Origin of the sequence: Mesorhizobium sp. B2-1-3A (assembly GCF_006442655.1) — a bacterium.
In the GTDB taxonomy this organism is placed as follows: domain Bacteria; phylum Pseudomonadota; class Alphaproteobacteria; order Rhizobiales; family Rhizobiaceae; genus Mesorhizobium.
In genome coordinates this window covers 14563-38647 of record NZ_VFWK01000011.1, presented here as the reverse complement: position 1 = coordinate 38647, position 24085 = coordinate 14563, and the positions used below count along the sequence as shown (strand labels likewise).

The 24085-nt window shown below is 59.3% G+C and carries 31 protein-coding genes and 1 pseudogene; 14 read left to right on the top strand and 18 right to left on the bottom strand.

All coding sequences use genetic code 11. The annotated features are described in order from the left end of the window. Window positions 1-4: 4 nt before the first annotated feature. From FJ977_RS33605 to FJ977_RS33585, 5 genes are read right to left on the bottom strand one after another with little or no spacing between them, the layout of a single operon-like run. Entirely contained in the window at window positions 5-1162 is a 1158-nt protein-coding gene (locus FJ977_RS33605) for a lytic transglycosylase domain-containing protein (RefSeq protein WP_140776804.1), read from the bottom strand. Next, window positions 1146-3548 (bottom strand): VirB4 family type IV secretion system protein, encoded by a 2403-nt coding sequence (locus tag FJ977_RS33600; RefSeq protein WP_140776802.1) that lies wholly within the window; start codon window positions 3546-3548, stop codon window positions 1146-1148. The genes FJ977_RS33605 and FJ977_RS33600 overlap by 17 nt, the downstream gene beginning before the upstream one ends. Further along, window positions 3545-3838, bottom strand: a complete 294-nt coding sequence (locus FJ977_RS33595; protein ID WP_140776800.1) for a VirB3 family type IV secretion system protein — start codon at window positions 3836-3838, stop codon at window positions 3545-3547. Before FJ977_RS33595 ends, FJ977_RS33600 begins: the two co-directional genes overlap by 4 nt. A gap of 3 nt (window positions 3839-3841) precedes the next feature. Then, window positions 3842-4156 carry a TrbC/VirB2 family protein gene (locus FJ977_RS33590; protein WP_140776798.1) on the bottom strand — a complete coding sequence of 105 codons (315 nt, stop codon included), beginning with the start codon at window positions 4154-4156 and terminating at the stop codon, window positions 3842-3844. Between the two features lie 12 nt (window positions 4157-4168). Further along, window positions 4169-4843, bottom strand: coding sequence for a lytic transglycosylase domain-containing protein (locus tag FJ977_RS33585; protein ID WP_140776796.1), 675 nt, complete (start codon window positions 4841-4843; stop codon window positions 4169-4171). Window positions 4844-4909: 66 nt separating this feature from the next. Between FJ977_RS33585 and FJ977_RS33580 the strand changes: the two genes are divergently transcribed. From FJ977_RS33580 to FJ977_RS36035, 3 genes are read left to right on the top strand one after another with little or no spacing between them, the layout of a single operon-like run. Beyond that, window positions 4910-5512: a hypothetical protein gene (locus tag FJ977_RS33580; protein ID WP_140776794.1), complete on the top strand. Its 603-nt coding sequence runs from the start codon at window positions 4910-4912 to the stop codon at window positions 5510-5512. Then, window positions 5509-6057, top strand: a complete 549-nt coding sequence (locus FJ977_RS33575; protein WP_140776792.1) for a thermonuclease family protein — start codon at window positions 5509-5511, stop codon at window positions 6055-6057. Before FJ977_RS33580 ends, FJ977_RS33575 begins: the two co-directional genes overlap by 4 nt. After that, on the top strand, window positions 6054-6218 hold the full coding sequence (locus tag FJ977_RS36035; RefSeq protein WP_181180151.1) for a hypothetical protein: 165 nt from the start codon (window positions 6054-6056) through the stop codon (window positions 6216-6218). The genes FJ977_RS33575 and FJ977_RS36035 overlap by 4 nt, the downstream gene beginning before the upstream one ends. Here FJ977_RS36035 and FJ977_RS33570 read toward each other — a convergent pair. Further along, window positions 6215-6559 (bottom strand): hypothetical protein, encoded by a 345-nt coding sequence (locus FJ977_RS33570; protein ID WP_140776790.1) that lies wholly within the window; start codon window positions 6557-6559, stop codon window positions 6215-6217. The genes FJ977_RS36035 and FJ977_RS33570 overlap by 4 nt on opposite strands. Before the next feature lie 138 nt (window positions 6560-6697). Between FJ977_RS33570 and FJ977_RS33565 the strand changes: the two genes are divergently transcribed. The 3 genes from FJ977_RS33565 (at window position 6698) to FJ977_RS33555 (ending at window position 9734) form a co-directional block, all read left to right on the top strand. Continuing rightward, entirely contained in the window at window positions 6698-7327 is a 630-nt protein-coding gene (locus FJ977_RS33565) for a response regulator transcription factor (protein WP_140776788.1), read from the top strand. 401 nt (window positions 7328-7728) lie between these two features. Next, window positions 7729-8712, top strand: a complete 984-nt coding sequence (locus tag FJ977_RS33560) for a kinase (RefSeq protein WP_140776786.1) — start codon at window positions 7729-7731, stop codon at window positions 8710-8712. Next, window positions 8709-9734 carry a PLP-dependent cysteine synthase family protein gene (locus tag FJ977_RS33555; RefSeq protein ID WP_140776784.1) on the top strand — a complete coding sequence of 342 codons (1026 nt, stop codon included), beginning with the start codon at window positions 8709-8711 and terminating at the stop codon, window positions 9732-9734. The genes FJ977_RS33560 and FJ977_RS33555 overlap by 4 nt, the downstream gene beginning before the upstream one ends. 66 nt (window positions 9735-9800) lie before the next feature. Here FJ977_RS33555 and FJ977_RS33550 read toward each other — a convergent pair whose 3' ends face one another. From FJ977_RS33550 to FJ977_RS33525, 6 genes are all read right to left on the bottom strand, one after another. Next, window positions 9801-10532, bottom strand: coding sequence for an amino acid ABC transporter ATP-binding protein (locus FJ977_RS33550; protein WP_140776782.1), 732 nt, complete (start codon window positions 10530-10532; stop codon window positions 9801-9803). Beyond that, window positions 10529-11185, bottom strand: a complete 657-nt coding sequence (locus FJ977_RS33545) for an amino acid ABC transporter permease (RefSeq protein ID WP_140776780.1) — start codon at window positions 11183-11185, stop codon at window positions 10529-10531. The genes FJ977_RS33550 and FJ977_RS33545 overlap by 4 nt, the downstream gene beginning before the upstream one ends. A gap of 95 nt (window positions 11186-11280) precedes the next feature. After that, window positions 11281-11964 carry an ABC transporter substrate-binding protein gene (locus FJ977_RS33540; protein WP_210243886.1) on the bottom strand — a complete coding sequence of 228 codons (684 nt, stop codon included), beginning with the start codon at window positions 11962-11964 and terminating at the stop codon, window positions 11281-11283. 212 nt (window positions 11965-12176) lie between these two features. Then, window positions 12177-13454 (bottom strand): threonine synthase, encoded by a 1278-nt coding sequence (locus FJ977_RS33535; RefSeq protein WP_140776778.1) that lies wholly within the window; start codon window positions 13452-13454, stop codon window positions 12177-12179. Further along, window positions 13451-14644 (bottom strand): Xaa-Pro peptidase family protein, encoded by a 1194-nt coding sequence (locus FJ977_RS33530; RefSeq protein WP_140776776.1) that lies wholly within the window; start codon window positions 14642-14644, stop codon window positions 13451-13453. Before FJ977_RS33530 ends, FJ977_RS33535 begins: the two co-directional genes overlap by 4 nt. Further along, window positions 14634-15410 carry an IclR family transcriptional regulator gene (locus tag FJ977_RS33525; RefSeq protein ID WP_246683402.1) on the bottom strand — a complete coding sequence of 259 codons (777 nt, stop codon included), beginning with the start codon at window positions 15408-15410 and terminating at the stop codon, window positions 14634-14636. The genes FJ977_RS33530 and FJ977_RS33525 overlap by 11 nt, the downstream gene beginning before the upstream one ends. Window positions 15411-15571: 161 nt before the next feature. On the opposite strand from FJ977_RS33525, the gene FJ977_RS33520 reads away from it, so the two are divergent. Beyond that, entirely contained in the window at window positions 15572-15838 is a 267-nt protein-coding gene (locus FJ977_RS33520; protein WP_348643254.1) for a helix-turn-helix transcriptional regulator, read from the top strand. A 4-nt stretch (window positions 15839-15842) separates the two neighbouring features. On the opposite strand, the gene FJ977_RS33515 is transcribed toward FJ977_RS33520, so the two are convergent. Further along, window positions 15843-16088 carry a helix-turn-helix transcriptional regulator gene (locus tag FJ977_RS33515; RefSeq protein ID WP_140776770.1) on the bottom strand — a complete coding sequence of 82 codons (246 nt, stop codon included), beginning with the start codon at window positions 16086-16088 and terminating at the stop codon, window positions 15843-15845. 128 nt (window positions 16089-16216) lie between these two features. Between FJ977_RS33515 and FJ977_RS33510 the strand changes: the two genes are divergently transcribed. The 4 genes from FJ977_RS33510 to FJ977_RS33495 all read left to right on the top strand — a co-directional run bounded on the left by FJ977_RS33510 (window position 16217) and on the right by FJ977_RS33495 (window position 19362). Further along, window positions 16217-16966 carry an autoinducer binding domain-containing protein gene (locus tag FJ977_RS33510; protein WP_140776768.1) on the top strand — a complete coding sequence of 250 codons (750 nt, stop codon included), beginning with the start codon at window positions 16217-16219 and terminating at the stop codon, window positions 16964-16966. 74 nt (window positions 16967-17040) lie between these two features. After that, window positions 17041-17673, top strand: a complete 633-nt coding sequence (locus FJ977_RS33505) for an acyl-homoserine-lactone synthase (RefSeq protein ID WP_140776766.1) — start codon at window positions 17041-17043, stop codon at window positions 17671-17673. A gap of 49 nt (window positions 17674-17722) precedes the next feature. Further along, complete coding sequence (locus FJ977_RS33500; protein ID WP_140776764.1) at window positions 17723-18049, top strand: hypothetical protein; 327 nt, start codon at window positions 17723-17725, stop codon at window positions 18047-18049. Next, window positions 18046-19362 carry a HAMP domain-containing sensor histidine kinase gene (locus FJ977_RS33495; protein ID WP_140776762.1) on the top strand — a complete coding sequence of 439 codons (1317 nt, stop codon included), beginning with the start codon at window positions 18046-18048 and terminating at the stop codon, window positions 19360-19362. Before FJ977_RS33500 ends, FJ977_RS33495 begins: the two co-directional genes overlap by 4 nt. Window positions 19363-19396: 34 nt before the next feature. Here the strand turns inward: FJ977_RS33495 and FJ977_RS33490 are convergent. Together FJ977_RS33490 and FJ977_RS33485 are read right to left on the bottom strand one after the other, a co-directional pair. Continuing rightward, a protein-coding gene (locus FJ977_RS33490) for an IS630 family transposase (RefSeq protein WP_181180150.1) occupies window positions 19397-20339 on the bottom strand; the annotation gives its coding sequence in 2 pieces (ribosomal slippage) (window positions 19397-20003 and window positions 20002-20339; 945 coding nt in all). 171 nt (window positions 20340-20510) lie between these two features. Further along, complete coding sequence (locus tag FJ977_RS33485; RefSeq protein WP_140776760.1) at window positions 20511-21266, bottom strand: hypothetical protein; 756 nt, start codon at window positions 21264-21266, stop codon at window positions 20511-20513. A gap of 135 nt (window positions 21267-21401) precedes the next feature. Between FJ977_RS33485 and FJ977_RS33480 the strand changes: the two genes are divergently transcribed. Beyond that, entirely contained in the window at window positions 21402-21659 is a 258-nt protein-coding gene (locus FJ977_RS33480; protein WP_137935545.1) for a helix-turn-helix transcriptional regulator, read from the top strand. Between the two features lie 26 nt (window positions 21660-21685). On the opposite strand, the gene FJ977_RS33475 is transcribed toward FJ977_RS33480, so the two are convergent. Both FJ977_RS33475 and FJ977_RS33470 read right to left on the bottom strand, forming a co-directional pair. Then, window positions 21686-22084 (bottom strand): type II toxin-antitoxin system VapC family toxin, encoded by a 399-nt coding sequence (locus FJ977_RS33475; protein ID WP_137935542.1) that lies wholly within the window; start codon window positions 22082-22084, stop codon window positions 21686-21688. Further along, window positions 22081-22347: an AbrB/MazE/SpoVT family DNA-binding domain-containing protein gene (locus FJ977_RS33470; protein WP_059186960.1), complete on the bottom strand. Its 267-nt coding sequence runs from the start codon at window positions 22345-22347 to the stop codon at window positions 22081-22083. Before FJ977_RS33470 ends, FJ977_RS33475 begins: the two co-directional genes overlap by 4 nt. Window positions 22348-22500: 153 nt before the next feature. Here FJ977_RS33470 and FJ977_RS36510 point away from each other — a divergent pair. Continuing rightward, window positions 22501-22692 (top strand): annotated as a pseudogene (locus FJ977_RS36510) (SAM-dependent methyltransferase); the annotation flags it as partial. A 115-nt stretch (window positions 22693-22807) separates the two neighbouring features. Here FJ977_RS36510 and FJ977_RS33460 read toward each other — a convergent pair. Next, complete coding sequence (locus tag FJ977_RS33460; protein ID WP_246683401.1) at window positions 22808-23332, bottom strand: helix-turn-helix transcriptional regulator; 525 nt, start codon at window positions 23330-23332, stop codon at window positions 22808-22810. A 116-nt stretch (window positions 23333-23448) separates the two neighbouring features. Here FJ977_RS33460 and FJ977_RS33455 point away from each other — a divergent pair, with 116 nt between their 5' ends. Further along, window positions 23449-24051 (top strand): hypothetical protein, encoded by a 603-nt coding sequence (locus FJ977_RS33455; RefSeq protein WP_140776756.1) that lies wholly within the window; start codon window positions 23449-23451, stop codon window positions 24049-24051. The last annotated feature ends 34 nt before the right edge of the window (window positions 24052-24085 follow it).

Here is a 24085-nt window from a genome sequence, read left to right as displayed (position 1 = left end):
CCTCCTATTGCTGTAGAGAATTGATCACGCTGGCAGCGCCGGCAGGATCACTGGTGATGATCGTCGAGCTGCTGTCGGCCGAGCTTGCCCCCGCGTTTTCAAGTGCGCATGGTAGCCACCGGCCGCGATCGATCCTCAACCGCTCCAGTTCGGTGGGATTACAGGAGAACGGATTTGGAGAGCCGCTCTTTGGCGGTTGCACCAGCTTTGCGGACTGCGATGCCTGAACGTTCTGCAACGACAGAAGTTGGGCCAGCAACGCCGTAAAATCCCCCGCCTGGCCGAGGTACTGGTTGGTGACATCAGCGTTGATCCCACGAGCCGATGAGTTCAGCTCCCAGGCGTCCTTGTATTCGGTCATCTGGCCAACGTTGCCCGACAGCGCGTTGATTGCAGCATTGTTGGCGCCCATCTGCGATGAGCTTGCATCGAGCCCGCCAGCCGCCTTCCTCACCGTGCCCATGGCCGCGTCCTGCGCCGTGCCGCCCGCGCCGTCGGCCGCGACGATCGAGAACGGTGGCGGTGCGGCCGCCGGGGCCTTGCCGCTCGATACATAGTCGTTGAAGTAGCTGTTCCAGCGGCCGACACCGCCGGCCCACCCTCTCTGCTCGACAGCATTCGATCCGTTGTAGAAGGAGGCGAGACAGCTGTAATTCGTCGCCCCGCATTGCTTGACACCCATGCCGAGATATTTGACGCCGCCTTCGACATTCTGCTCGTTCACGTCGCGGTCAAGTCCCATGGACTTGCCGGTGCCCTTGGTCAGCTGCATGACGCCTTTGACGCCGGTGTGGCTCCCGGCGCATGTGTCGAAGCGCGATTCCTGATAGGCAACGGACAGCGCCAGCCCTTCGGGCACGCCGCATTTTTGCGCGTAATACCGGATCATCTTCACGTTGCCCGCGTCGCGCTGCAACGCTTCGGCAGGCGACCGCCGAAACATCTGTGAGCGGTATTTGTTCGAATAGGTGCAGACGACGCTTTTCTTCTTGTCGGTTTCGTCCCTCTTGGCCTCGTCCGACTTAGTGCTGTGCTGCTCGTCCTCTTGCCGCTTGTCGAGGTTAGGCCCGTCGATGACCGCGATCTGAGCGACAGCCACGCTCATGCTTTCCGCTGTCGCGAGAGCCACGGCCAGACAAAAGCTGCTAAGCCGCTTCGTCATGCTCGTCCTCCCATCCGCAGAAGTAAGGCAACCACATCTCCGGCTCGTCGCCGAAGATCTCCCGGAGCCGTGCGCATTCCTTGCTGTTGGCTTCGTTCGAGGACAAGACCTTGATGAGATCGGGCATTGCCGACAAATCGAGCTTGGCGACGATCGAGTCGCTGTCGTGCTTGACGAGGAAGGTGCGTGTTTCCTTCGCGGTTCGGCGCACGAACTCGAATTCCTTCGCTGTCAGCGAGAAGCGCTCCACGTAGGATTCTTTGCTCGCCTTGGGGTTGGGGAAGAAAATGTTGGTCTTCGTTTGCTCGATCAGTGACGACGAGATGGAGGAGTTGACGACGTCTTCTGCTGTCTGCGTGCCAAAGCCGACCACGCCGTTGCGGCGACGAATGGTCTTCAGCGTCTCGTTGATGAAAGCGGCGAAAACCTCGTCGTCCAGAAGCTTCCAACCTTCATCGAGGAAGAGCATGATTGGCGAGCCGTCGATGACCTCCTCAAGACGGTGGAAGATGTAGAGCAACGCCGCCGAGCGCAGCTTTCGGTCACCCAGAATCTTGGTCATGTCGAAGCCGACAACGGCCTTCGAGAAATCGATGAGATCGATGGGATTGTTGAAAAGCCAGCCCTTGTCCTTCGGGTCGAGCCAGGGTTGTATGCGTGCCGCCAGATCATTCATGCCAGGCATGAGCGAGCCGCGCAGCACTTCCGGCAGCAGGTCGAAGGTCCGCTGTTGGCGCGGGATCTTGTAGATCATGTCGACGGCGGCGTTGATGACACGCATCTCCGCCACATCCAGCGCGCCGCTTTCCGGCGTCAGAATGTAGATGAGCAGATCTTCCAGGAACGAACGGTTTTCTGCCGTGTCATCAAGCTGCAATGGCGCGAACCCGGTCGGCTGAGAAGGTTCCATCACCTCGTAGCGACCGCCGAGCGCCCGAACGAAGATCTCGGCGCCGCGCATATAGTCGAAATAGATACATCGCGGCCGTGGCATGATGCGCATGGCCTGCGCCATCAGAAACGACAGCACCACGGTCTTGCCCGAGCCGGTCGGGCCGAACACCGTGAAGTGCCCGACATCGTGAACGTGAAAATTGAAATAGTAGGCCGTCTGGCTGGTCGTCTCGAGCAAGGCGATGGGTCGTTTCCAATGCAGCCGCTCACGTTGGCCGGACGGGAAATTGTGTCCTGAAAAAAGGCCGGCGAAATTCAGCGACGAGATCAACGCACGTCGCGCGATGTAGCTGAAATTTCCCGGCAACTGCGCCCAGAAGGCCAGTTCCGTGTTCAGTGTCTCGCGGACCGGCACGATCGACATGCGCGAAAGTTCGGCCGTGATGTCGGATAGCGCACGGTTGAGCCCAGTCATGTCCGGCGCCAATGCCATGACGCTCATGTGATGTTGTCCGAAAACGACTTCGCCGCCGGCCAGCTTGTCGGCGCCGTCGTGGACGGAGACCTCGACCGTCGTGCCCGCCTCGTCGGAACCCTCGACCTGGTTGGCGATGGTGTTGATCCTGCGCATCGCCGTGACACGGTCTTCGATCGCGAAGCTCTGCGTCAGGACAAACTCATGCGGCAGTCGCAACAGACCGTCCAAAGAGCCCGGCGCGGTGAACGGCGGATATTCCTTGATTGACACCATGGCGCCGAGCTTGGCTTGGTCCGGACCGCGAAGTTCCAGCGCCGACTTGCCGAAAAACAGCTGCCGCGTCGCCAGCACATCGCCAAGGGACATGCGCGGCAAAGGCATTTCCACGTCGACGCCACCGGCGAGGATTTTCGCCAGAAATTCGGCGGGCTCGGAAAAGAAGCTGTCGCGGCGCTTCACGACACCGAGAAGACGTCCGCCATATGCGCTGAAATCCTTGACCATGCCGTCGAGGATGTCATGCAGTTCGGCTATTGCCTCTTCGCGGGTTTCTTCGCCAGCGGTGCTGATACGGAATGCATTAAGCGCCTTGTCTACCCAGCCGACCCGGCCGACCATCGGGCGGCGTATGACCGTCAGATACGCCTCGTTGACGAAAAGGTTCTTTGACCCAAGCTCGTCCATGTAGCGGGCGTCGAGCTCGGCCACGAAAGGATTGTCAAAGTCGCCTTCGATCTCCGGCGTCACATGGCGGCGGATGATCGTTGTGCAGACGGCAAATCGAGAGGTCGACAAGTTGCGGATTGTGGTGTTGCGGTTGAACATGCGACTGTTCAACTCGGCCTGGTCCATCGTCTGGAACGGCAGGCCGCTGAGCTGGATGGCGCCGACCAGAAAGCCGCTCTTCGTCACGATCAGATTGTCATCGACATGGCGAAGGTAGGGGATGTGCATCGCAGCCGGCTTTTCGCGGCGGCGCTCACGGCCAAATTTCAGGTCTGCATCGAGGCTCATGGCGAATAGCTCCTCGCCCCCCAGAAAGTGAGGTTCGCCACCGCTCCGCGTTTGGAGACGCGCCGCTCGAAAATATGAAAGATGTAGGGATCGCGCTGGCACAGATATGCACTGACCAAATGCACCACCCCGAACACGCCAAGACCGAGCATGAAGCTGCTCGTGGCGATAAAGCCGATCACCGCCAGGATGCCGTTCAGCGCAAAAACTTCATAGCGCACGCCCCATTTCATCGCGGGGCGTGTCAGTGGAAGGCTGACCGGCTCGACATAGACTTCCTCGTCGTTCATGGCTCAGCCGCCTCCCGCCGTGGCGCGAACCGCATCCACCAGCTGGGCAGCGCCGAAGATCAGAGCGATGCCAATGATGATGGAAAAAGCCATCATCCACGCCAGCCGGCCGGTCATGGCGAGGAAGCCGAGAAAACAGACCGCGATGATGGCAAATGAGCGCGCTATGTTGCCCTGCAGAACGCCGACGAACCACTGCAGCACATTTTCGACTGGCGCCGCCGATTGGGCGTATGCGGTGGCTGGCGCCAGAGCTATTCCGACCGCCGAGGCCAAGGCCAGTTTCAGAGCAAATTTGCCTGCTTTCCTGTATTCCACCCTTGGCTCCTTTCAGTTGCCGAAATCCATGACATGACCCTCCTGCCAAGCGTCTCCGCTTGCTGGCGGACCGGCCGCGAGCATTTCGGATTTGGTCAGGACGGGCTTCTTCGCGACACCGCCGAACTTCCAGCGGTTGAGGATTTTCACGATGTATTCCGCGGTCTCCGGATTCACCGGAATGCCCTGCGCCTTGTAGACGCTGTTGGGCCCGGCGTTATATGCCGCCAGCATCAGCAGCGGATCCTGGAACTCGTCATAGAGTGACTTCAGATAGCGCAAGCCAGCCCGAACATTCGCCTGCGTATCGCAACGGTCGCTCACGCCGAGATCGGCCGCCGTCCCCGGCATCAACTGCATGATCCCAAGGGCTCCGGCCTTGGACGGACCCTGATTGGCGCCGAGATCGCTTTCAGCCCATGCGATCGCCTCGGCCAGATCGGCGTCGAAGCCTTCGTCCAGCGCGACTGAACGCACAAGTTCGGCGACTTCAGTACGGTTTCCGGTCTTGCACGCCCCAGGCCTCTGCGCCCCGACTGAGGTAAGGGCTTGCGCCGGCGTTGCAAAGGCGACCGCGACGCGGTCTGATGCCAGATCCCGGCCGTGCGCTTCCAAGGGCATTGTAGCGGCACACAGGGTGAGCAGAAGAGCTGTTCGAGTGGTCATACTGTCGCCAAAATTTAACACTTTACTATGGCTACACGCAGCCCTAGTAAAGTGTCAACACCATATGCACCGCAGGGACGGATTTCGATGAAACAGATTGCCCTTTGCACGGCTTTGCTGCTCCAGGGCACCGCGGCTTATGCTGCCGGCACCGACGCCCCAAGCGCCTTCGCGCAGCCGTCGGAACACTACCTGCTCCAGTTTGCGAAGCCGGGCGAGAAGGTGTTCGTCTTTGAGCGCTACGATGCGAAAGGCGCGCTCTTTCAGCGCGACGCGGCGACCCTCAGTTCGCCGGTTAAGGCGTCGTCGGCGACCGAGCGCGTCATCAACGGCGTGGCCTATCGACTGCGCGGCCTCGCGGCCTGCCCAAATCCAAAGATTACCTACAAGACGCAGGAGTGGGACTGCACGAAGGCCGCGCAGGACTATGAAGAAGGAATCTACAACCATCGTGCTTCTGTCGTGCTTTGCAAAACGCTTGTGCTGCAGAGCAGGAAGGAGGAACCCGACGCCGTGTCGTGTTTTTCTCTCGTGGGTGCGGGCAATACAAACGACCCGTACAACGTCGCCTACGACGATGACGAAATGGTTTTCTTCGGCATGGCCGCAATCGGACGCAACAAGGACGGCAAGTCGCTGCGCCCCGATCTGGAGCACTCCGCCGACCTCGGTGGACAGTTCCAGGAATGAAACAGGCGCGCTTTGCAGTGCTGGCCGCTTTTGGTTTGTGCGCATCGGCACAGGCCCAGGATGCATCCGAATCTGCTGCGCAAACGCCCTTCGCGGTATCGAAATCGGCTCAACTGCTGACTGGAGATACCTGGCGTGACGGCGACCATCTTTTCCGCCTCTATGGCGTGCAGTCATGTCTTCGCGGCACGTCGGCTGAACAGCCAAATGGGAACAAACTCGATTGCGGGAACATCTCGCTGGCGCATCTGGCAGCACTGTTCGATAGCGCGGCGGTTACATGCCAGCCAATCGGCTACGCCCTCGACAAGGCGGTTTTTGTCGTGTGCGGTGCGCAGCTCAATGGCGAAACAATCGACGTCGGCACCGCGCTCATAGCAACCGGATACGCGTTTGCCGCAACGACAGCAAAGGGCAAAGCCGTCAATGAGAATTACCTCGTCGCGGAAATCAACGCTAAGATGAAACACACAGGTCTGTGGGGCACGACGTTTCAGCACCCTGTTCAGCTGCTGCTAAATAAGCGATCGGAGAGGCAAGAATGAAGCACGACGATGAGGCGCACAAATATTACTATCCCGTGGAAGGAAGCACCGACGGCGCAATCGGCGATGCTATCGCATTCATCGCGATCATCTTGGTGCCGGCGGGAATCTACGTGGCCTGGAATACCGTGGCCTCATGGATTTCAGCACTCTTCTCCTAGGACTGCAGTTTCGTGAAAGAACCGAGCAACGCACGCAAATCGTCGACGTCAATCTCGCACCAGCCATGAGCCGTCAGCCGTTGAAAGTAAGCAGCCTTCATTTTCATTTCCTCGATAGTGGCTACTGGAGCAATGGCAGCACGCCTTCGCACCGCGGCCTCTTCCGCCATAATCGCGTCCAGTCTCTGACCCAGCATAATCGCGTCCGGCCCTTCGGCCCTCATCCATAGCTTGCCGATACGTTGAAGCGCGGCGACGCGCTGACGATGTTCCGCAATCAGTTTCGCGACGCCTTCAGCCGCTTCCATCACTCCGGTGCTACAGACCAATCGAATAGACATCGTCCTGCTCCCTGGCGTATATCAGTAAGATGCAAATACCTGTGGATGCGACGAAAACTAGGGATGGTCCCATCCCTAGTTTGAAGCGACCAATTCTGAAATAAAGGGCGAGGGGCGGCGTGGAAGGATTGGCTTCTGATGTTTCGTGCCCTGGTGCTCGAAGACCAGACGCTTATGCGTCTGGCACTGATGAACGAAGTGCAAGCAAGCTTCGAAAAATGCGTTGTTCTGGGCGCGGAAACGCTAAACATCGCGACCGTCGAGCTCCAAAACGATCATTTCGATCTTGTCGTCATCGATCCTGGCTTGCCTGGTTTTGACCCCACCTCACAAGACGATCGCATCGCTGTGGTCGATAGGATCATCGAAGCTTCACCCGGTGCAATCCATGTTGTCGTCACCGGTTCCGACAACCCTTGCGAGGCAGATGGGTTCCGGCGAATCGGCGCCGCCGCCTATGTCGGAAAGACCGGCCTCGCGCCGGGGGTGTTCAGTAACGTGCTGGACGATATTTCCAGCAAGGGGTTTTCCTTGCGCCTGTCGCGGGCTGTCATGACCAAGCCCGATTACCGATTTTCAGCCCTTACACCGCGCGAGCAGGAAGCCGTCGACATGATGGCGCGCCGCGCACCCGGCGTAAAACGCACGGCGATCTTTTCTCTAATGGCCGATCGCCTCGCCATTGCGCCCGGCTCGGCCGAGAAATACTACAAGCAGGCTCGCGCCAAGCTCATGCGGCAAGGCCATCGGCTCCCTCGGGGGCTGTGAGCCAAATGGAGCCCATGATCGTCCATGGGATCAAGGTTCCTGTAGAACCACAAGAGGTTTCGCCGGTAATGGCACGCGGCGGCCAACCAGAAGACGACCATCTTGTGCCGAAAGCAGCAAAGGCTGGAGACCTAGCTCATCGAAATCGTCTCGCTCAACGGTGGAGGCCGTGCGCGCCGACTGTCCGGGAGCCATTCAGCGCCTGGCGAAGATTGTGCCAACTTCCCGTGGCCGCAACTTCGCGCCGCGCTTTCTGACCTGCTGCGCCTTGGCCACATCGCCGATGTCTCACCGCCTGGCGTCCGCTCTTGTTCCAAGCAAAATACCTAGAATTGGCGACAGACGAACGTAGCTTATTCCAAGCATTGTTTGACGATGCCTCCAGCGAAGGAGATGTCGCGATGTCAAGGCTCGACAACGGTAAAGCCAACCCAGTCATCAGGAACGGTATCCCAGAGACAGAAGGCCGCGAGCATCAACCACTTTCCGTGGCCACAGCTCGGGCCAGCGCGCATCACGGCGAGCTTTTGCAAGGCGTCTTTGATGACGGCGAGGGGCGTCTCCACAGGGGTCTCGTGACACTTCCGCTGCCATCACAAGAATCGACGGTCACTTTCTGGCCACGAGAGGGAAGTGGTATTCGAACCCGTCCAGAGAGCCGGACGAAAGCAGCTCGGGCGGCAGAACTGACGCTTGGACACTTGGGACTGGGCGGACAGGGTGGCGATCTCACGATCGAGAGCGCGATCCTGATCGGACACGGATACGGCTCTTCCACCGCCGACGTGACAGCCACGATCCGCGCTGTCGCCGCTTCAGCAGGAACCATACTCTGTCAGTCAACGGTTGGCCGGTTGGCGGTTGCGGCTGAAGGCGCCAGCGATGCCATAGCCTACCAGGATCAGGCGATCCTCTTTGCCCATCGGGAAGGCCGTCCAATCGAATATTTCGGCGGCGAATTCCCGCCTCTTTTCGTGGTGGGATTCCGTGGCGCCAACGATCAGCCCGTGGATACCCTGGCGATGCGGCGAGCCCGCTATGACAGCGAGGAAATCGAGACGTTTCGGACCCTTCGCGGTTTGGCCTGTCGTTCTGTCCGGTTGCAGGACCCGATATTGCTTGGTCGGGTCGCGACGGTGAGCGCATGCATAAGCCAGAGACATTTGCCGAAGGCCCATTTCGACACGGTGCTTGCCTTGTCTCAATGGTTCGGCGCCTGCGGCGTTCAGGTCGCCCACAGCGGCACTTTGATCGGCATCCTCCTGGACGCGAACGCACCAAGGGCGGCCTCCCGTACCCGCGAAATCGCGAAGACGGCGATCGATGCAGGCTTTGCCGATGTCCAGATGTTTTCGCTCAACGCGGAAGGCGCGCTCCTCCAATGATACAAAATGGGGATTACCTGCGCGCCTTCGAAACTCCGCGGTTCGCCAGGCTGGCGCCCAATCTGAACGCGGCGTGTTTCTCGCTGATGAAGCTGATGCCGGCGAGGTTCATGGTGGATCGCGCGGAAGCCACCGGCCGCCGCGCGCCAGGCGGCCATATCGTCGAAACGACATCCGGGACCTTCGGCCTGGCCATTGCGATGCTGGCCGCCGCCCGCGGCTATGATCTCACGCTAGTCACGGCCTCAAGGCTGATCGACGTCAAGCTCACGCGGCGTCTGCAGCAGCTGGGCGCGGAGGTCGTGGCAATCGCCGATCCCAAGGGAGACGGCAATCAGCCTGGCCGCCTCGAACATCTTCACCAGATGCTCTCGCAACAGGCCGATATCTATTGGCCGCGACAGTACGACAGTCCCGAGAACCGGCTTGCCTATGCGCGCCTTGCGGACCTGATCGTGCGTTCATTCGGCCGGATCGATTGCCTGGTCGGCTGTGTCGGCACAGGGGGATCCCTGTGCGGCACAGGTGGCTTTCTACGCGAACTCTTTCCCGAGCTCCGGATCGTCGCGGTCGACACGCACAGGAGCATCCTTTTCGGCCACCCTGTCGGGCGGCGCATGCTGCGCGGCCTGGGCAACAGCGTCCTGCCGGAGAATGTGAGGCACGACATGATCGATGAGGTCCACTGGGTCGGCGCCCTGCCTGCCTATGCAAAGTCTCATGAGCTGTTTCGAACGCAAGGCATCTTCATGGGGCCAACGAGCGGAGCCGCCGCTCTGGTCGCCGACTGGTTCGCACGGAAGAATCCCAAAGCCGCCACCATTGCCATCATGCCTGATGACGGGCATCGTCATGCCGACACGGTCTACAATGAGGATTGGCTAGCCACGCTTGAGGATTGGCCTTTGGCGCTGCCACTCGAGCCGACCCACATCGATCAAATCAGACCTGCGGCGGAAACCGCGTGGACGCGATTTTCGTGGAACCGGCGAACGCTGCAAGCGGTGCTGAGAGACCAGTAATTAGCCGATGGTGGCTCTGGGGGGCTCGGACATTCATTGCCATCACGGACCAACTGTGTTGGATTTTCACATGGGGTGCGTTACACGCCGCAGAAAATCGCGGGTGCGGTCATGCTTCGGCTCGCGAAGGAGTTCCCTTGCCGGACCCTGCTCGACGATGCGACCACCATCGAGGAAGAGCACTGTGTCGGACACTTCGCGGGCAAACTGGATTTCGTGCGTGACCACAAGCATGGTCATGTCGTCGTCAGCCAGGACACGCATCACCTGCAGCACCTCGCCCACCATCTCAGGATCGAGCGCCGAAGTAGGCTCGTCGAAGAGAATGGCTTGCGGCCGCATTGCCAGGGCACGCGCGATGGCCACCCGCTGCTGTTGGCCGCCCGACAAAGATGAGGGATATGAATTGGTCTTCTCGGCGAGGCCCACGCGATTGAGAAGCGCCATTGCCCGCTCACGGACCTCGTGCCTGTCTTCCTTCAAGACATGAACGGGCCCCTCCATGACGTTCTCCAGGGCCGTTCGATGAGGAAAGAGGTTAAACCTCTGAAAGACTATCGACACACGGGTGCGGATTGCATGAAGGTGCGGCGAGGCGGCGTCGACAACGGCGCCATCGATGCTGATGCGGCCGCGCTGGTAGCTTTCGAGCCCGTTGACACAACGCAGAAGCGTCGACTTGCCCGATCCCGAAGGACCTATCAGGCATACGACCTGCCCCCTGGCGATTTCCGCGTCGATACCCTTGAGAACTTCGTGACAGCCGAACGATTTATGCACGTTGTCAAACGTAATCATCCTGCCTGCTCCAAATGAATCTCGACGCGCCGCATCAGGAAGTTCAAGGGGATCGTCAGGCAAAGATAGAGGGCGGCCACGAGGGTAAAAACTGTCATATTGTCGAAGGTCGACGATGCCAGCATCTTTCCTTGCATCGTCAACTCCTGCACCGAGATCACCGAGACGAGCGAAGAATCCTTCAGAAGCATCACCATGTTGTTGGCGTAGGGTGGCAGCACGATCCGCAGTGCCTGCGGCAGCACGACACGGCGCATCATCAACGGGCGCCGCATGCCGATCGATTTGGCAGCTTCAATCTGTCCCTTGTCGACCGCTTCAATTCCGGCCCGGAACGTTTCGCCAAGATAGCAGGAATGCGCCAGGCCCAGACCGAGCACGCCAGCCTGGAGCGCGGTCAGGTTGATGCCTATGTCGGGTGCGACGAAGTAGATATAAAACAACACGACCAACAGTGGGATGCCGCGCAGGAACTCAACGACAAAGCGCGCCGGGACGGAGAGGGAGCTGATTCCTGACGTCCTCATGATCGCCCACACCAGCCCCAGAGCTGTTGCCAGGCATAATGCAAGCGTCGTGGTCAGCACTGTCAGCCAAACGCCATGGAGCAGAACTGGCAGATATTCCGTTGCGTTTTTAACGAATGTGCTCATGGGGTCTGCCTTTCCGAATACCGAACCTCACCTGCCGGATAAGCTCCGTCCAAATCGACCAGCTAGCCATCGTATCGCTGGACCGATGCACCGCCTCACAGTCCATATCTGGATAGGATTTTCGCCAGTTCGCCGTTCTTCTCGAACTTGGCTATCGAAGCGTTCACCTGGTTCAGCAGCCGCGAATTGTTCTTGGCCACCGCCAGGGCAACCTCGCCCTCGTGCAATGGTCGATAACCACCAACAAGGCGAACACCAAGCTTGGGATTTTTCGAAATCTGGTATGCGACGATGGGCCTGTCGCCAAAGCCGGCCTTGATGCGCCCCAAAACGACGTCTCGCATCATGTCGGCAATTGAGTCATAAAGCTTGACCTGGCCGAACACGCCTGACGCCTGCAGTGCGTCGGCATAGGTCGAGCCGATCTGCGCGCCGACATTCTCGCCCTTGAGCTGCTCGATCGTATAGTTGGTGCTGTCCCCAGCGGCGACGAACATCGCTTCCCCGTAAGTGTAGACCGGAGTGCTGAAATCGATAATTTCCTGACGTTTGGCGGTAACGAACATGCTGGCGGAGATAAGGTTGATCTTGCCGGTCGTGAGGGCGGGGATCAGTGCCGGAAAGGCGTTGATCTGAAATTCTACATCCGCTCCGATATCGACCGCGATGGCCATGGCAAGATCGACCATGGCGCCGGTAGGCTTTTGCGTTGCGGCATCGACGAAAGTGAACGGCACGCCGGTTGGGGTAATCCCGACCGTAATGGTTTCCTTTGCCACAGCCGTTGATGCTACAAGGATCGTTATTGCGGCTATGTAGGGGATGACAAACCTCGACAACACGGAACCTCTCCCTGTTTGTATTGACTGTGTTCATGCAAAGGTTGGCCGCGACCTTGCGGCTGACCCTGCGTTTGACACGCCAGGTGCACCAAATGGATGATGATCCGGCACACCCATGGCTGCTGCAAGGTCGTTCGGCGATGATGTACTCAGGCGGTTTCGTATCGCGATCGACCAGTGTCCTCGTCTTGAAGCAAATGCTCCCAGGCTTGTCCTGCGGTTTCAAACACGGGCTGCCGATCTTCCGACGCTGTTGACCGATCGAGATCCTTCAGGCCGCTTGCCGTGACAATGGCGACCACGCGATCCGAAGCACCTATGACGCCCTGCCGCGTTAGAGTTCCGATCGCGGCGAGAGGCGTAACCGAGGCAAGTTCGGCAAAGATGCCCTCGCTGGCTGCCAGTTGTTGCTGCAGGGCAATCAGCCCGAGGTTGCTCACGCGTACAGCCGTGCCGCTCGAAAGTCGAAGGGCTCGCAAAGCCTGGAAGGTACTTCGCGTGGTCCCCATCGACACCGCCAGCGTTTCGAACTCGGCCGGCGCTTCCGCAATCAAGTCTGTCTTGCTCGCGAGCGCTTCAGACAGGGAGCCATGAATCTCGGCGGCCGCAAGGCGAGGAATGCGATCGATCTTCCCTTGCTCGAGAAGGTCGGTGAACCCTTGGAACAATCCTGCGAGGGCGTCGCCGTAGCACACGGGCAATACGCACCACTCTGGCACCGAGCCGTGCATTTGCTCGAATATTTCGTAGGCAAGTGTCTTATAGCCCTCTATTCCCGCGGGATGACTGCCAACGACAGGCGCCTGGAACGGCGAGGTGGCAAACCATCCAAGTCGCTCAACACCTGCCGCCAGCAAGGGCCAGCGTTGGGATTTGTCTGTCAATGGAACAACCTTGGCGCCATATTTCTTGATCTGCGCCAGCATCGCGCCGGCGGTGCCCGCGAATGTGACGACGACGCATCGTAAACCTGCGCGTGCGGCGTAAGCAGCAAGTGAGGCGCCCGCGTTTCCTGAGGAGGCGGTGGCAACAACCCGCGCTCCGGCTAGACGCGCCATCGATACGGCGACGGTCGAGAACCGATCCTTGTGAGACCATGTCGGATTTCGACCTTCGTCCTTAATCAGAAGGTTGGGAACGCCGAGCGCACTTCCGATCGTCGTCGCTGGCAAAAGCGGCGTCAGACCTTCGCCAAGGGATATCGCATCGCTGGACGCGCAAGGAAGCATGTCCGCGTAACGCCACAATGAAGGCGGTTGGCCTTGCTGCGTCTGATCGTCAGGGGCGAGCCTCTGACCATGGTAGGTCACCTGGAGGTTGGCAGGCGCGACGACGAGACAGTTCGGGCAGCCTCGGGAGTCAATCTCTAGATCGAGAGGAAAGGCATTGCCGCATCGAACGCAGGAAAATCCGGTGGCATGGCTCATAGCGGCACCACGATGATTTCGCCGTCTGTTTCCATCAAACGCTCGACGCCGGCAGCTCGAACGACAAGCATATCCTCGACCTGCAGTCCCCATCGGCCGATTTCGTAGTAGGGTGTCTCCACGCAGAGCACCATTCCCTCTTCAATAACTTCGCGACTGCTTGGCGATAGCGTCGGCGCATCATAACCATCGAGGCCTATGCCATGGCCAACGTGGTCGCGCCTGTAGTGCGGAATTCCTTCGCGCTGAACGACGCGCATGACCTCGCCAAAGACGTGCGAAGCCGCGATCCCCGGTCGGATGATCTCGCAGGCGCGCTGGACTCCGCACAGCAAGGCGTGATGAAGGCGCCGGGCGTCCGGGGGAGCCTCGCCCAATGTCGCGATGCGAGCAACGTCGGCGCGGTAGTGCCGAAATCGCCCACCTACATCAAAGCGTATGACCTCACCAGCGCGCAACTTTCGATCGGACGGCTGAACGTTCATCAGCGCGCTGCGCTCACCAAAGCCGATGCATCCCAGTACTGGGAACGCGCCATCTTCGATCGTCTGAACATGAAACGCGCGCGCCAGATCAAGTTCAGACACACCTTCCCTAGCCACGCCCAGCGCCGCCTTGATCGAGCGTTCGGCAATTCGAGCGACATGTCTCAGCCGGTCGATCTCGTCGTCCGTCTTCACGGCTCGAACCTCGCGCAACAGCGCCGCGGCCGGCGTGATTCTGACGTTCGGCAAACGCGCCGCCAATGCCTCCATGTGCCCGGTTGCAAGCCCGGTCTCGTCAATCCCGACACGACCATTTCCAAGCTGTGAGTCCTCCAAAGCTGCCACGAGGGCGGCGACGGCATCTCCGTGCGGCGGCAGCCTGCGAAGTTGAAGGTGTTCTTGGCCCACTGCGTCGCTAACCGCATCAGGGCCGAGTTCCGCATGGAACTCTCCAAAACGGCGAACCTTGGCGGCGCCGACGTCTTGGTCGGCTACGAGATCAAGCGTGCTTGTGCTGGTAATGATCTCGGGCGTACCCCGGTCCGAGGCTGGCCACACGACATAGGCTTGGGGGCCACGGCGAATCCACTGGGGCAGGGCCCAGAACCCGCTCATGTAAGTCACGTTTTCTGGCGCCGTCGCTACGACTGCGTCCAACGCGGCGTCAGTCATCCGTTGCCGTAGCCTTGGTTCGTTAAGCAGCATGGCTGGGATCCTTGTGTTGGCTGCGCGCGTCGCGATAGCCAAGGCTGGCGGAAATTCGGGTCGCGGCCGCCATGACCGTCTCGCCCACCTCGGCAATCTCGACCAGGGGCCCGACGGAGCGGGGATAGGCTACGCTTATCCCGGCAACAATCGCGCCCGAGGCGTCACGAACTGGTGCACCGACCGCAATCAGCCCGGCGAAATTTTCGTCGATAGACGTGGTGTAGCCGACGCTTTCGGAGCCATGGATCTGGACCACGAGCTTGCTGATCTCGGTGACGGTTCTTGGGGTCAGGCGCTCGAGCGGGGCTTGCCCCAAAATTTCGATGATGGCCTCGGCGCTCAACTCCATCAACAGTGCCTTTCCAAGCGCTGTGGAGTGCAAGGGGAAGCTCTCACCTGGCGACGACCGAATGACGACAGGGCTTTTGCTCTGCACGGTCAGGAGATAGAGACCCCGATCATCCCGCCGGACGGCTAGAAAAGCGTTGAAGCACCCTTCGGCGGCCAAAGCCTGGAGTTCTGCCTCGGCCAAACCAACGAGGCGATCCTTACGCCAAATGTATCGCGCCAGCGCCAGAACAGAATGGCCAAGCCGGTAGCGGCGCGACTCGGCAATCTGCTCGACATAGCCATACTCGGCGAGGGTATTCAGAATCCGCTGCACTGCCGCTGCGCTCTGATCGAGGCGACGCGCAATGTCCCGTACGCCAATCGGCTCGTCTATATCCTTGAGCAGGTCCAGCACGGCAAGACCGCGCTCCAACGAAAGATTCCCTGTCACAAACGGTGTTCCTATTTTAGGAATGCTGTTCCGATCTGCGACATAGAAAGCAGCAATGGCTCCGGCTGTCAACGACGAATGTGCACTATAGTGTGTCGTCTTATAGTGTGCGTCGCGGCGACCATCCGGCGATGGACCTACGTATGGTTGTTGGCCTCAACGTGCAGAGAATTCGGCGTGAACAAACGCTGTCCCAGGAGGAACTATCGTTCCGCTCGGGGTTCACACGCTCGTATCTGAGCGGCCTTGAAGCCGGGCGCCGTAACGCCACGATCCTCTCGCTGGCAAAAATCGCCAGCGCGCTGGGCGCAAGCGTCGAAGACCTCATCCGTCAACCCGCGAAAGCGACTGCAGTACGCAACAAGCCGGCGTCTACTCAGGTGACAGAGAAACGTAAATCAGGTTCCTGACTTGTTATTGTCCGTCCGGCGACGCGCCAGTGTGGCGCGGGATGCTGCGGCGTATCAGAACTTCGACGTCAACTTGAAGCGCTAACGCCAGGACCTCCATGGTGTCCACGGTTGGCGAGTTCTCTTCCCGCTCCAGCTTGCCAACATAGTTGCGGTCGAGCCCGGCAAGATCGGCCAGTTGCTCCTGGGACAAGCACGTCGCTTGTCGCAGCAACCTGAGATTGCGTGCGAAAACTGACCTCAGCCTCATTGGCTGAGGCAGTCAGACAGCGCTCTTTAATGCCACCTACTATAGTAATCAAAATCGGTGACATGGGTTGCGATTGAGCTGAAGTCACGTATTTCTTTGCCAACTCAACATGTCCGGACGATCTCGAGATGGCGAAGACAGTTCAGTCCGTGCTGCAGCACGATGTCGTTGAGATCTTTGAAGCCACGGCGCGTATGGACGGCGCTACCAGCATCAACGAAATCGTTCGGCAGTTACGCGCGCGGGTCCAGCCATTTGGCTACGTAGCTTGTCTCATCACTGATTTGCCAAACCCAAGTACCGGGGCGCTGGACGAACATATCCTTGTCAACGGTTGGCCTGCCGATTGGTACGACCACTATATGGCCGCAAGGCATTATCGTCATGATCCTTGCGCTGCCCTGTGCCGGACCGCAGTGGCCCCATTTCTCTGGAGCGATATTTCCCGAACTCGAACCGATACAGACGCACGGCGCGTGATGGACGAAGCTGCGGAGTTTGGGCTGCGAGAAGGAATCTGCATACCGATCCAATGCCCGTTTGGCGAAAGTGCTGCTGTAACGCTTGCAGGCAGCGAGCTTGACCTGCGGCCGTCGGCACGCTGCACCGTGCATGCACTTGCCCGTCACGCCTATTCGGCTGCGCATCGGCTGGTCGGCGGTTTACGCAAAGCACCGAAGCAGGCGCTCTCCAAGCGCGAATGTGAAATTCTGCAATGGGTCGCGGCGGGGAAGACAGCTTGGGAGGTTTCTAGGATCCTCTGTATTTCGGAGAGCACGGTCTATACGCACCTACGCAACGTCAGGCAGAAGCTTGATACGGCCAACATAGTGCAGGCAATCGTTGAGGCGGTTCGCAGGCATGAAATCCAGCTTTGAACCATCGTCAGATCTGAGTATGGCGGCTGCGGGAGGCGCGTGGCTCCTTGTGCTCACTCACCAGGAATCCCGCGATGTTCAAAGTTCACGTCGTCGATGCCGCAAACAGCGTGGCCTATCGAGAGCAGCTCGATCAATACTTCAAGTTGCGCCATCATATCTATGTTGGCGAGCGAGGCTGGCGAACGCTGAAGCGCCCCGACGGCCGGGAGATGGACGCATTCGATACGCCGGATGCGACACATCTTCTCGGCATCACAGCCGCTGGTCAGGTCGTCGGCGGCTCCAGGCTGGTTCCAAGTCTCAAACCACATTTGATGAGCGAGGTTTTCCCGCAACTTGTCAGCGGTCGCATACAACGCGGCCAAGATATTTTTGAATGGACTCGCTTTTTCGTCGCGCGTCACTTGCGCGAACCAGGCCGGTCCTGTCAGGCCGCAGGTATCATTTATTGCGGCGTCTTGGAGCTTTGCCTTCAACGTCATATCAGCCATTTGACTATCGTCTGCGAAGATTACTGGCTCGAGCGTTTTGCTTCGATCGGGTGGCAGCCGAAGCGGCTTGGTCCCTCGAAGGAAAGCGACGGCACGTGGATTGTCGGGATCATGGTGGACATCTCTCCCGCCGCTCTTGCTACGACTCGCCAGATCTATCGGATAAGCGGGCCTGTGCTTTGCGACGACGCGCGGATCAAGACGGTTGCCTAATTGCCGGCGTACCCCCTGGACGAGCGACATCGAGAAAATTGAATATCGAGTGCCGCTGCTTGCAAACGTGCTTACCAAGGCCGGAATGATCGCCGCGGAGGAAGTGAAAGTTGTCGCCTCTGACAACCTCGTTTCCGATATTCGAATGGACGAAATCCGGTCCTATAATCCGAGTCTGGCGGTCGAGCGTCGTTGCAACGAGAAGGACAAGGCCGGCTCGCTTTCCCGCCCGGACCAGGATTTCAGCTCTATCAGCATGGGTAGAGAAAGGCCCCATCTTCATTGTTTGGCCCTTCGACCAGTTGCCCGCTTCATACGCGCCCGCAAGAAACTCGATCCGGGTGTTTTCCCCGGTCATCCTGCGCCCACGCAATGAAGTTCTTCCACGGCCGATTGCTCACTGTTCTGCCATATCTCGGTATGGCTGCAGCGCTTGGGCTGAGTGCGTGGACATTCATCCAATCGAACCGTTACCGTCAGGAGACGGATGCGATCCTCAACCAGATGTTCGAGATCCAATGGCGCGCGGCACAGATTCGGGAGCGTCTTATACGGGTGTATGGCTATCTTCGCCTTGCCGACCGGACCGGCGAACTTGATGCCGACATCGATCGGCAAATGGCGCTGGTGAGCGTCAACGCCGGGCAGCTGGAAAACCTGCCCTATCTGAACCGCTTTTTTCCCGCTCATGACGCCGCAATCCTGGGTGGGATTCGTCAGACCCTCGAACAGACAATCGCCCCCCTTGTGTCGGGGCGCAAAGACTACACTCAAGCCATTGCCGACATGGCCAAGCTGGAACAGTCAATTTACGAGATTTCCAACTCCACCGTTGATCACAGCGCCACCTTGCAGCAAACCGCCAGCATCGACATTGCCGCCACGCGCAACTGGTTCATCTTCGCCATCGCGCTCGGCCTCGGTGCCACCTTCTGTATTGTTATCCATCAGCGCTATTCCTCAGCCAACCGCCGCGACCAGCATATGCGCTCGTTCACGTCGCTCTTTGCGCATACGACCCGATCGCGTGTTACAGCCCTGCGGCTGTTTCTTGAGCATGCCCAGCCGGACAAGCAGCCGAGCAGCGAAATGCTTGAGGCTGCGCGCAGTGCCGCAACGGAGCTGGAATCGATCACTAATAGCGCGCTCCAAATCGTCTATGCGCCACAAGAATCAAGCAGTGTGCCGCTCGGCCGACTGCTAGAAGATATAAAGGGAGAGCGCAGCGGTTTGGTGCAGGTCAGGATCGGTTCCAAAGCGCGTCTACACCCCGTGCCCTCGGCGTCATTCGGGTTGGTGGTGAACGAGCTGATCGAGAACGCTCTGGCCGCTTCGTCTGGCATCAAAGAGGCCAGAGTTCTTGTCTCCGCGACAGCCAAGCGACACCCATTCCTGCCGCGCACCTACCTAGTGCTTGAAGTGGTCGACAAGGGCTCAGGAATGCCGCCCTCGATCGCTGCAAAAGCAACGAACCCTTTCTTTTCAACGCGAGCCGGGAGCCATACTGGGCTTGGCCTGACCGCATGTTCGCAGATGGTTTCGACGCTACGAGGAAAGCTCACCATCAACAGCGCTCCCGGCGTCGGTACAACCGTAGTGGTCAGAATTCCGCTGGCCTCCGCCGCAGCCAGTTTTTGGCAATCGTTTCGCAAGTATGGGCGAACAAATGAACACTCGTGGGGCGGCTAGGTGTTAGTTCCCCTCGATCTAGAGCACGTCCCGTTTAATCCGGATCATATCCGGCGGCCTTGAAGTAGTTCTGGCATTCGGCTGGGGTGAAGAGGTCGATAAGCGATCCGACGGCGTTCCACAAGGCTGTGATTGTCCTCTCGACTTTGGCACGCATGAGAGCCTTGAGTTTTGAGAAGGCGTTTTCGATCGGATTGAAGTCGGGGCTGTAGGGCGGCAGGAACATAAGTCTCGCGCCGGTCGTCTCGATCGCTTCGCGGACGCCGGCCGCCTTGTGGGCAGGCAGGTTGTCCATGATGACAACGTCGCCTTCCCACAGGGTCGGAACCAGAACCTGCTCGACATAGGCCAGGAACACGGCACCGTTCATGGCGCCGTCATAGACGAACGGAGCGGTCATGCCCGTCAGCCGTAGCGCGCCAGTGAAGGTGGTGGTCTTCCAATGGCCGTGCGGCACCCCGGCCCGGCAGCGCTCACCGCGCGGCGCACGTCCCCGCAGGCGGGCCATCTTGGTCGACAGCCCGGTCTCATCGATGAAGACGAGCTTCGCCGGATCGAGATCGAGCTGGCCGTCGAACCAAGCGCGACGGCGCTTCACGATGTCGGGGCGGTCCTGCTCCAATGCGTGTGCGGACTTTTTTGAACGTCCACCCGTGGCCGCGAAGCCATGCGCTCAAGGCACTGCGGCTGATCCGCACCGACCGCTCGCCCCTCAGCCGCTCCACCATCTCGTTCAGCGCGATGTCCTTACGCTTATCGATCAGCCCAACGATGAAGGCTTCGTGAGCATCAAGGCTGGATGCGCGTTGGCGGCCTTGCGGGCGCGGCGTCCGCTCGCCGATCTTTGCCCTGGCGATCCAACGGATCGCGCTCGATATGCCGACGCCGAACCGCGCCGCAGCCTGCCGCGCCGACATGCCGGCCTCCGGGGCCTTCAGAACTCGGGACCGAAGATCTTCGCTCAGTGCTCTTCCCATCATCCACCTCATGAAAGTGGATGTTGAATCACCCGCGAACGCTGTCGTCACATCACAATCGATTCATCGATCACAAGACATGCTCTAGAGCCGAATTGCGCGTTCTGCGGGAGACGGCTCTTGCTTCGCGCGCGGCGACACGCTGAACCGGCGTTGCCATCGATGGGCTTTTCATATCACCCGATCTCCGCACTGGTACATCATTACCGACATGCAGATGTCCTCCCGGCGATTTCGCGGATATGGCTCAGCGTGGTCGCTGCCTGGCATGAACGCGCCCGGCTGCAGCGCCTCGCCCATGCGCGTCAGATCGCCGAGCGCGGTACGCAGCTGAGGCCAGGGGAACTCTGTACAGTCTTCGGCGCTTTCGCCCTCGCGCAGGACCGCATCCAGCTTGGCGGCCACGCCGGCGAGTGTCGTGGCAGGCGCCGCCATCAGGGTCTCCACCAGCTCTTGCTCTCGGTCGGCGGCGGCAAGTTCCTCCCGCTTGGCGGCAGAATAGCCGATGCGCCGGTCCTCCGCATCCCAACGCGCCTGGTGGGCAGCTAAATCCGCCTCCGCCCGAGCGCGCAGGTCTGCAAGGCTTGGAATGTCCCTAAACAGGTCTTCAATATCACCCGGCCAGGAGACGGTGACGGTTACATTCTCGTCGGGCAATTCGAATTCCGCTTTCGGGAAGCCGATGGCGTCGACCAGTCTGCTCTCAAGATGCTGCTGCTTGCGGCAGAGCGCGACGGTTCGTGTGTATGCGGACTGCCATTCTTGCCACAGCGCCAGTGCTGGATCGAAGGCAGTGTTGCCTGCGAGCGCTCCGTCCGCCGACGCGCTTTGCTGAAATTGCACCGCGGCCGCGGCCGCTCCTGCACCCGTCAACAACATCCTGCGCGTGACCGAAGGACGAACTCGTGTATTGTCGGAATCACCCATGATCCGAGCTCCCTATAGCCTGGGTTGTGGTTAGGCTGGGCGATGTGAGTCACCACATCGTCCGGCCGTTTTGCAGGTTGGCAGAGTATAGGTCGGGATGTGAGTGGGCAAGAAGAATCATCACACAGTGATGAAATTAGCGCGATGCAATGCAAGATGGCACGGGTAGCTCTTGGGTGGGGTGTGCGGGAACTGGCCGAAGTGGCGCAGGTCGCAACGCAAACGATCACTCGTCTCGAAAAAGGTGACCGCCTCAAAGCAAAAACAGTTGCGGCAATCCGCTCGGCCTTTGAGAAGGCAGGCGTCGAGTTCATTGCGCAAAATGGAGGCGGCCCAGGCGTTCGGCTTGCGCAGCCCGATGGCGGCGCGCGACCATCGGCGCGCAATGGTTAACTTCGGTCATGCGACAACCCTGACGGCTACGAAAGAAGTCGAACAGGATGTCCTTGCGCAGACAGAAGTTTAACTGCCTTACGGTCGAAGGAGACGAATGTCTCCCCGCCCAGCCAGTCGCCGTCGAAGGCAATCACGCCGTCCGCAAAATCACCGCCGGCCTCAAGCACTGCAAGCCCTGCCTCGACAGCTGGCCGGTTGACGACGACATTCGCGGTGTTTGACAAGGCCCTGATTGCCGCCACTATATCTACGCGTGCGGTTTGATATTGTCGGGCCAAAACCCATGCGAACTCGCACAAGGCCTGAAGGCTGACGGCCACGATGTCTGCCTTCGCCAGAAGATCGACGGCTGCTTCCGCTTGTCGTTCATCGTCGGCGACATAGGCACGCAGCAGAACGTTGGTGTCGGCCGTGACTTTCATTCCTTGCTCGATCCAGCTGCAGTGCCGGCTTCCGCAATCGCCTCGTTGATCTCTTCAATGCTCAACACGCGGCCATTCGTCTTGCCCTTGAGAAAACCGTAGAGCTCCCTGAATGATCCCTTCGCCCGCGCGGCCTTCAATTCCGCCCGGCCGTCGGGGAGCAGATCAAGTTCAATCTTCTCGCCCGGTCTGATTCCCAGATGCTGCAGAACGTCCTTGCGGAAGGTCACCTGTCCCCGTGCCGTCACCGTCAATGTCGTCATCTTGCAGCTCCAATTCATCGATACGATTAGATAATGCAAATGTGCATTATCATCAATAGCAGAATCCCGCGTTGTCGAGCAGTTTCGCTCTGGCGGGTCAATAATCGGCGTCGGTAAGCCGTCCGTCAGTTATCCAATCGTTCCAACCGGTCTATGGAACGGCGCGTTGCCCTGATTGAGGATCTGCTTGCCCGCATTCCTGCCGCGCGGCCGGTGATTCAGGTCACCTATGGACCTCTGTCACCGGTGATAAGGATGCCCGACCGCTACGTGGTTTCCCACTATGACTTCGTCGTCCGCAACATACCGCCGGCACAGCTCTGGACCTATCGACGAGCAGTCTAACCGCGTCCCGCATGCGAAGGGCTGACTGAGCTGGGCTTTATGGGCTCCATGTGAAATTGCCATCAGTGCGATTGAGGTTCGCTGGGTCTATGCTCGATCGGCTCGCGGTGGAAGCCTACCTCCCCGGCTGATCGGAAACAGGTAGATCAGCTGGCGGGATTTTTTCGGAAAACAGGAAGGTCGCTGGATCAAGTTTCAACGCCTTGGCGATCGCGGCAATCGTGTCCACGCTGACGTTGCCGCTCGCGCGCTCCAGTTTCGTGAATGTCGCCTCCGCCACGCCGATGAGTGTGGCCATCTCGTAGCGGTGCAAAGTACGTCGTTGTCGCTCAAAATCGATGATGTGCGCCAGCCGCTTGCGGATCGCATTGTCGTCCAACCGATGCGCCCATTCCGGAACTTTCTTACCGCCAATGAGCAGTCCTGCAACAGACAATTGCAAGCCGTTTGCCATGACCTGCAGGGTCGTCAATGTGACATTATTTTTCTGACGCACAGTCTGAATGTAGGTTCGATAGGCCAGTTTTTCGCCCTCGGCGGTCCGAAACAGTTCGGCCATGTGCATATGGGATAGGCCGCGTCTGGCTCTCTCCCGCTCAAGCGTCAGTGCAATGTTGGCGCGCAACGGGTTGTCGACCACGCCTCCGTCGTCTCGTTTCATAAATCGATGTAGTCGCACAAACCTGCCTTTTCGACCTGTCCTTTTTCGCGCGGATCATCCATAGTAAACTGTCAAATCTGTAGCGAGGAAAGGCTATGACCATACTCAAATTCCTACTAGGGGGTGCCGTCGCCATCGCGGGCGCCGCAGCTCTTCCATCCCAATCGAAAGCGTCGGAATGGGGCTGTCAGGTCCTCCTATGTCTTTCCGGCGACTGGCAAGGCACCTCCTCGTGCCACCCGCCAATTTACAAGTTGATTGCGGCGATGAAAGCCCCGGGCTTTAATTGGCCGACCTGTCCGCAAGCCAACTCCAGCGCGGCGAGATTTGAGAAGTATGAGGATTGTCCATCTGGCTGGCAAGCAGTTGGCAGCTCCGAATCCGACCGGCCGGGCTTAGGTCAAGAACGGAACATCTGCCGCATCGCGGCCGACAGGCTCTCCTTGCCCGTTGTTTTCAAAAACAACGCCCTCGGCGGGCATCATGGAGACGGATCACGTCCGATCCAAATCGAAATCGACGGTAAGGTGGTTGCGGCAACAATCCAGACCGCGGGAAACGATCGAGGGCATTCCCTTGGTAATGGCTCCACCTACTACACCATCCCTCGACCGATGCGCGGAAAGCCCTGGTTCATCGAGTATGATGACGCGAACGGCGTGCGCCAGAAAAGCTGGTTCACTCTCAACGTCCCATGAGCCAGGCGATCACGCAGGACGAGGTGCTACGACG

Excerpts from the sequence above, each read along its gene's own strand:
- FJ977_RS33605 (WP_140776804.1), bottom strand. The coding sequence starts at position 1,162 with ATGACGAAGCGGCTTAGCAGCTTTTGTCTGGCCGTGGCTCTCGCGACA.
- FJ977_RS33600 (WP_140776802.1), bottom strand. The coding sequence starts at position 3,548 with ATGAGCCTCGATGCAGACCTGAAATTTGGCCGTGAGCGCCGCCGCGAA.
- FJ977_RS33595 (WP_140776800.1), bottom strand. The coding sequence starts at position 3,838 with ATGAACGACGAGGAAGTCTATGTCGAGCCGGTCAGCCTTCCACTGACA.
- FJ977_RS33580 (WP_140776794.1), top strand. The coding sequence starts at position 4,910 with ATGAAACAGATTGCCCTTTGCACGGCTTTGCTGCTCCAGGGCACCGCG.
- FJ977_RS33575 (WP_140776792.1), top strand. The coding sequence starts at position 5,509 with ATGAAACAGGCGCGCTTTGCAGTGCTGGCCGCTTTTGGTTTGTGCGCA.
- FJ977_RS36035 (WP_181180151.1), top strand. The coding sequence starts at position 6,054 with ATGAAGCACGACGATGAGGCGCACAAATATTACTATCCCGTGGAAGGA.
- FJ977_RS33570 (WP_140776790.1), bottom strand. The coding sequence starts at position 6,559 with ATGTCTATTCGATTGGTCTGTAGCACCGGAGTGATGGAAGCGGCTGAA.
- FJ977_RS33565 (WP_140776788.1), top strand. The coding sequence starts at position 6,698 with ATGTTTCGTGCCCTGGTGCTCGAAGACCAGACGCTTATGCGTCTGGCA.
- FJ977_RS33560 (WP_140776786.1), top strand. The coding sequence starts at position 7,729 with ATGTCAAGGCTCGACAACGGTAAAGCCAACCCAGTCATCAGGAACGGT.
- FJ977_RS33555 (WP_140776784.1), top strand. The coding sequence starts at position 8,709 with ATGATACAAAATGGGGATTACCTGCGCGCCTTCGAAACTCCGCGGTTC.
- FJ977_RS33550 (WP_140776782.1), bottom strand. The coding sequence starts at position 10,532 with ATGATTACGTTTGACAACGTGCATAAATCGTTCGGCTGTCACGAAGTT.
- FJ977_RS33545 (WP_140776780.1), bottom strand. The coding sequence starts at position 11,185 with ATGAGCACATTCGTTAAAAACGCAACGGAATATCTGCCAGTTCTGCTC.
- FJ977_RS33535 (WP_140776778.1), bottom strand. The coding sequence starts at position 13,454 with ATGAGCCATGCCACCGGATTTTCCTGCGTTCGATGCGGCAATGCCTTT.
- FJ977_RS33530 (WP_140776776.1), bottom strand. The coding sequence starts at position 14,644 with ATGCTGCTTAACGAACCAAGGCTACGGCAACGGATGACTGACGCCGCG.
- FJ977_RS33520 (WP_348643254.1), top strand. The coding sequence starts at position 15,572 with ATGGTTGTTGGCCTCAACGTGCAGAGAATTCGGCGTGAACAAACGCTG.
- FJ977_RS33515 (WP_140776770.1), bottom strand. The coding sequence starts at position 16,088 with ATGAGGCTGAGGTCAGTTTTCGCACGCAATCTCAGGTTGCTGCGACAA.
- FJ977_RS33510 (WP_140776768.1), top strand. The coding sequence starts at position 16,217 with ATGGCGAAGACAGTTCAGTCCGTGCTGCAGCACGATGTCGTTGAGATC.
- FJ977_RS33505 (WP_140776766.1), top strand. The coding sequence starts at position 17,041 with ATGTTCAAAGTTCACGTCGTCGATGCCGCAAACAGCGTGGCCTATCGA.
- FJ977_RS33495 (WP_140776762.1), top strand. The coding sequence starts at position 18,046 with ATGAAGTTCTTCCACGGCCGATTGCTCACTGTTCTGCCATATCTCGGT.
- FJ977_RS33485 (WP_140776760.1), bottom strand. The coding sequence starts at position 21,266 with ATGGGTGATTCCGACAATACACGAGTTCGTCCTTCGGTCACGCGCAGG.
- FJ977_RS33475 (WP_137935542.1), bottom strand. The coding sequence starts at position 22,084 with ATGAAAGTCACGGCCGACACCAACGTTCTGCTGCGTGCCTATGTCGCC.
- FJ977_RS33470 (WP_059186960.1), bottom strand. The coding sequence starts at position 22,347 with ATGACGACATTGACGGTGACGGCACGGGGACAGGTGACCTTCCGCAAG.
- FJ977_RS33455 (WP_140776756.1), top strand. The coding sequence starts at position 23,449 with ATGACCATACTCAAATTCCTACTAGGGGGTGCCGTCGCCATCGCGGGC.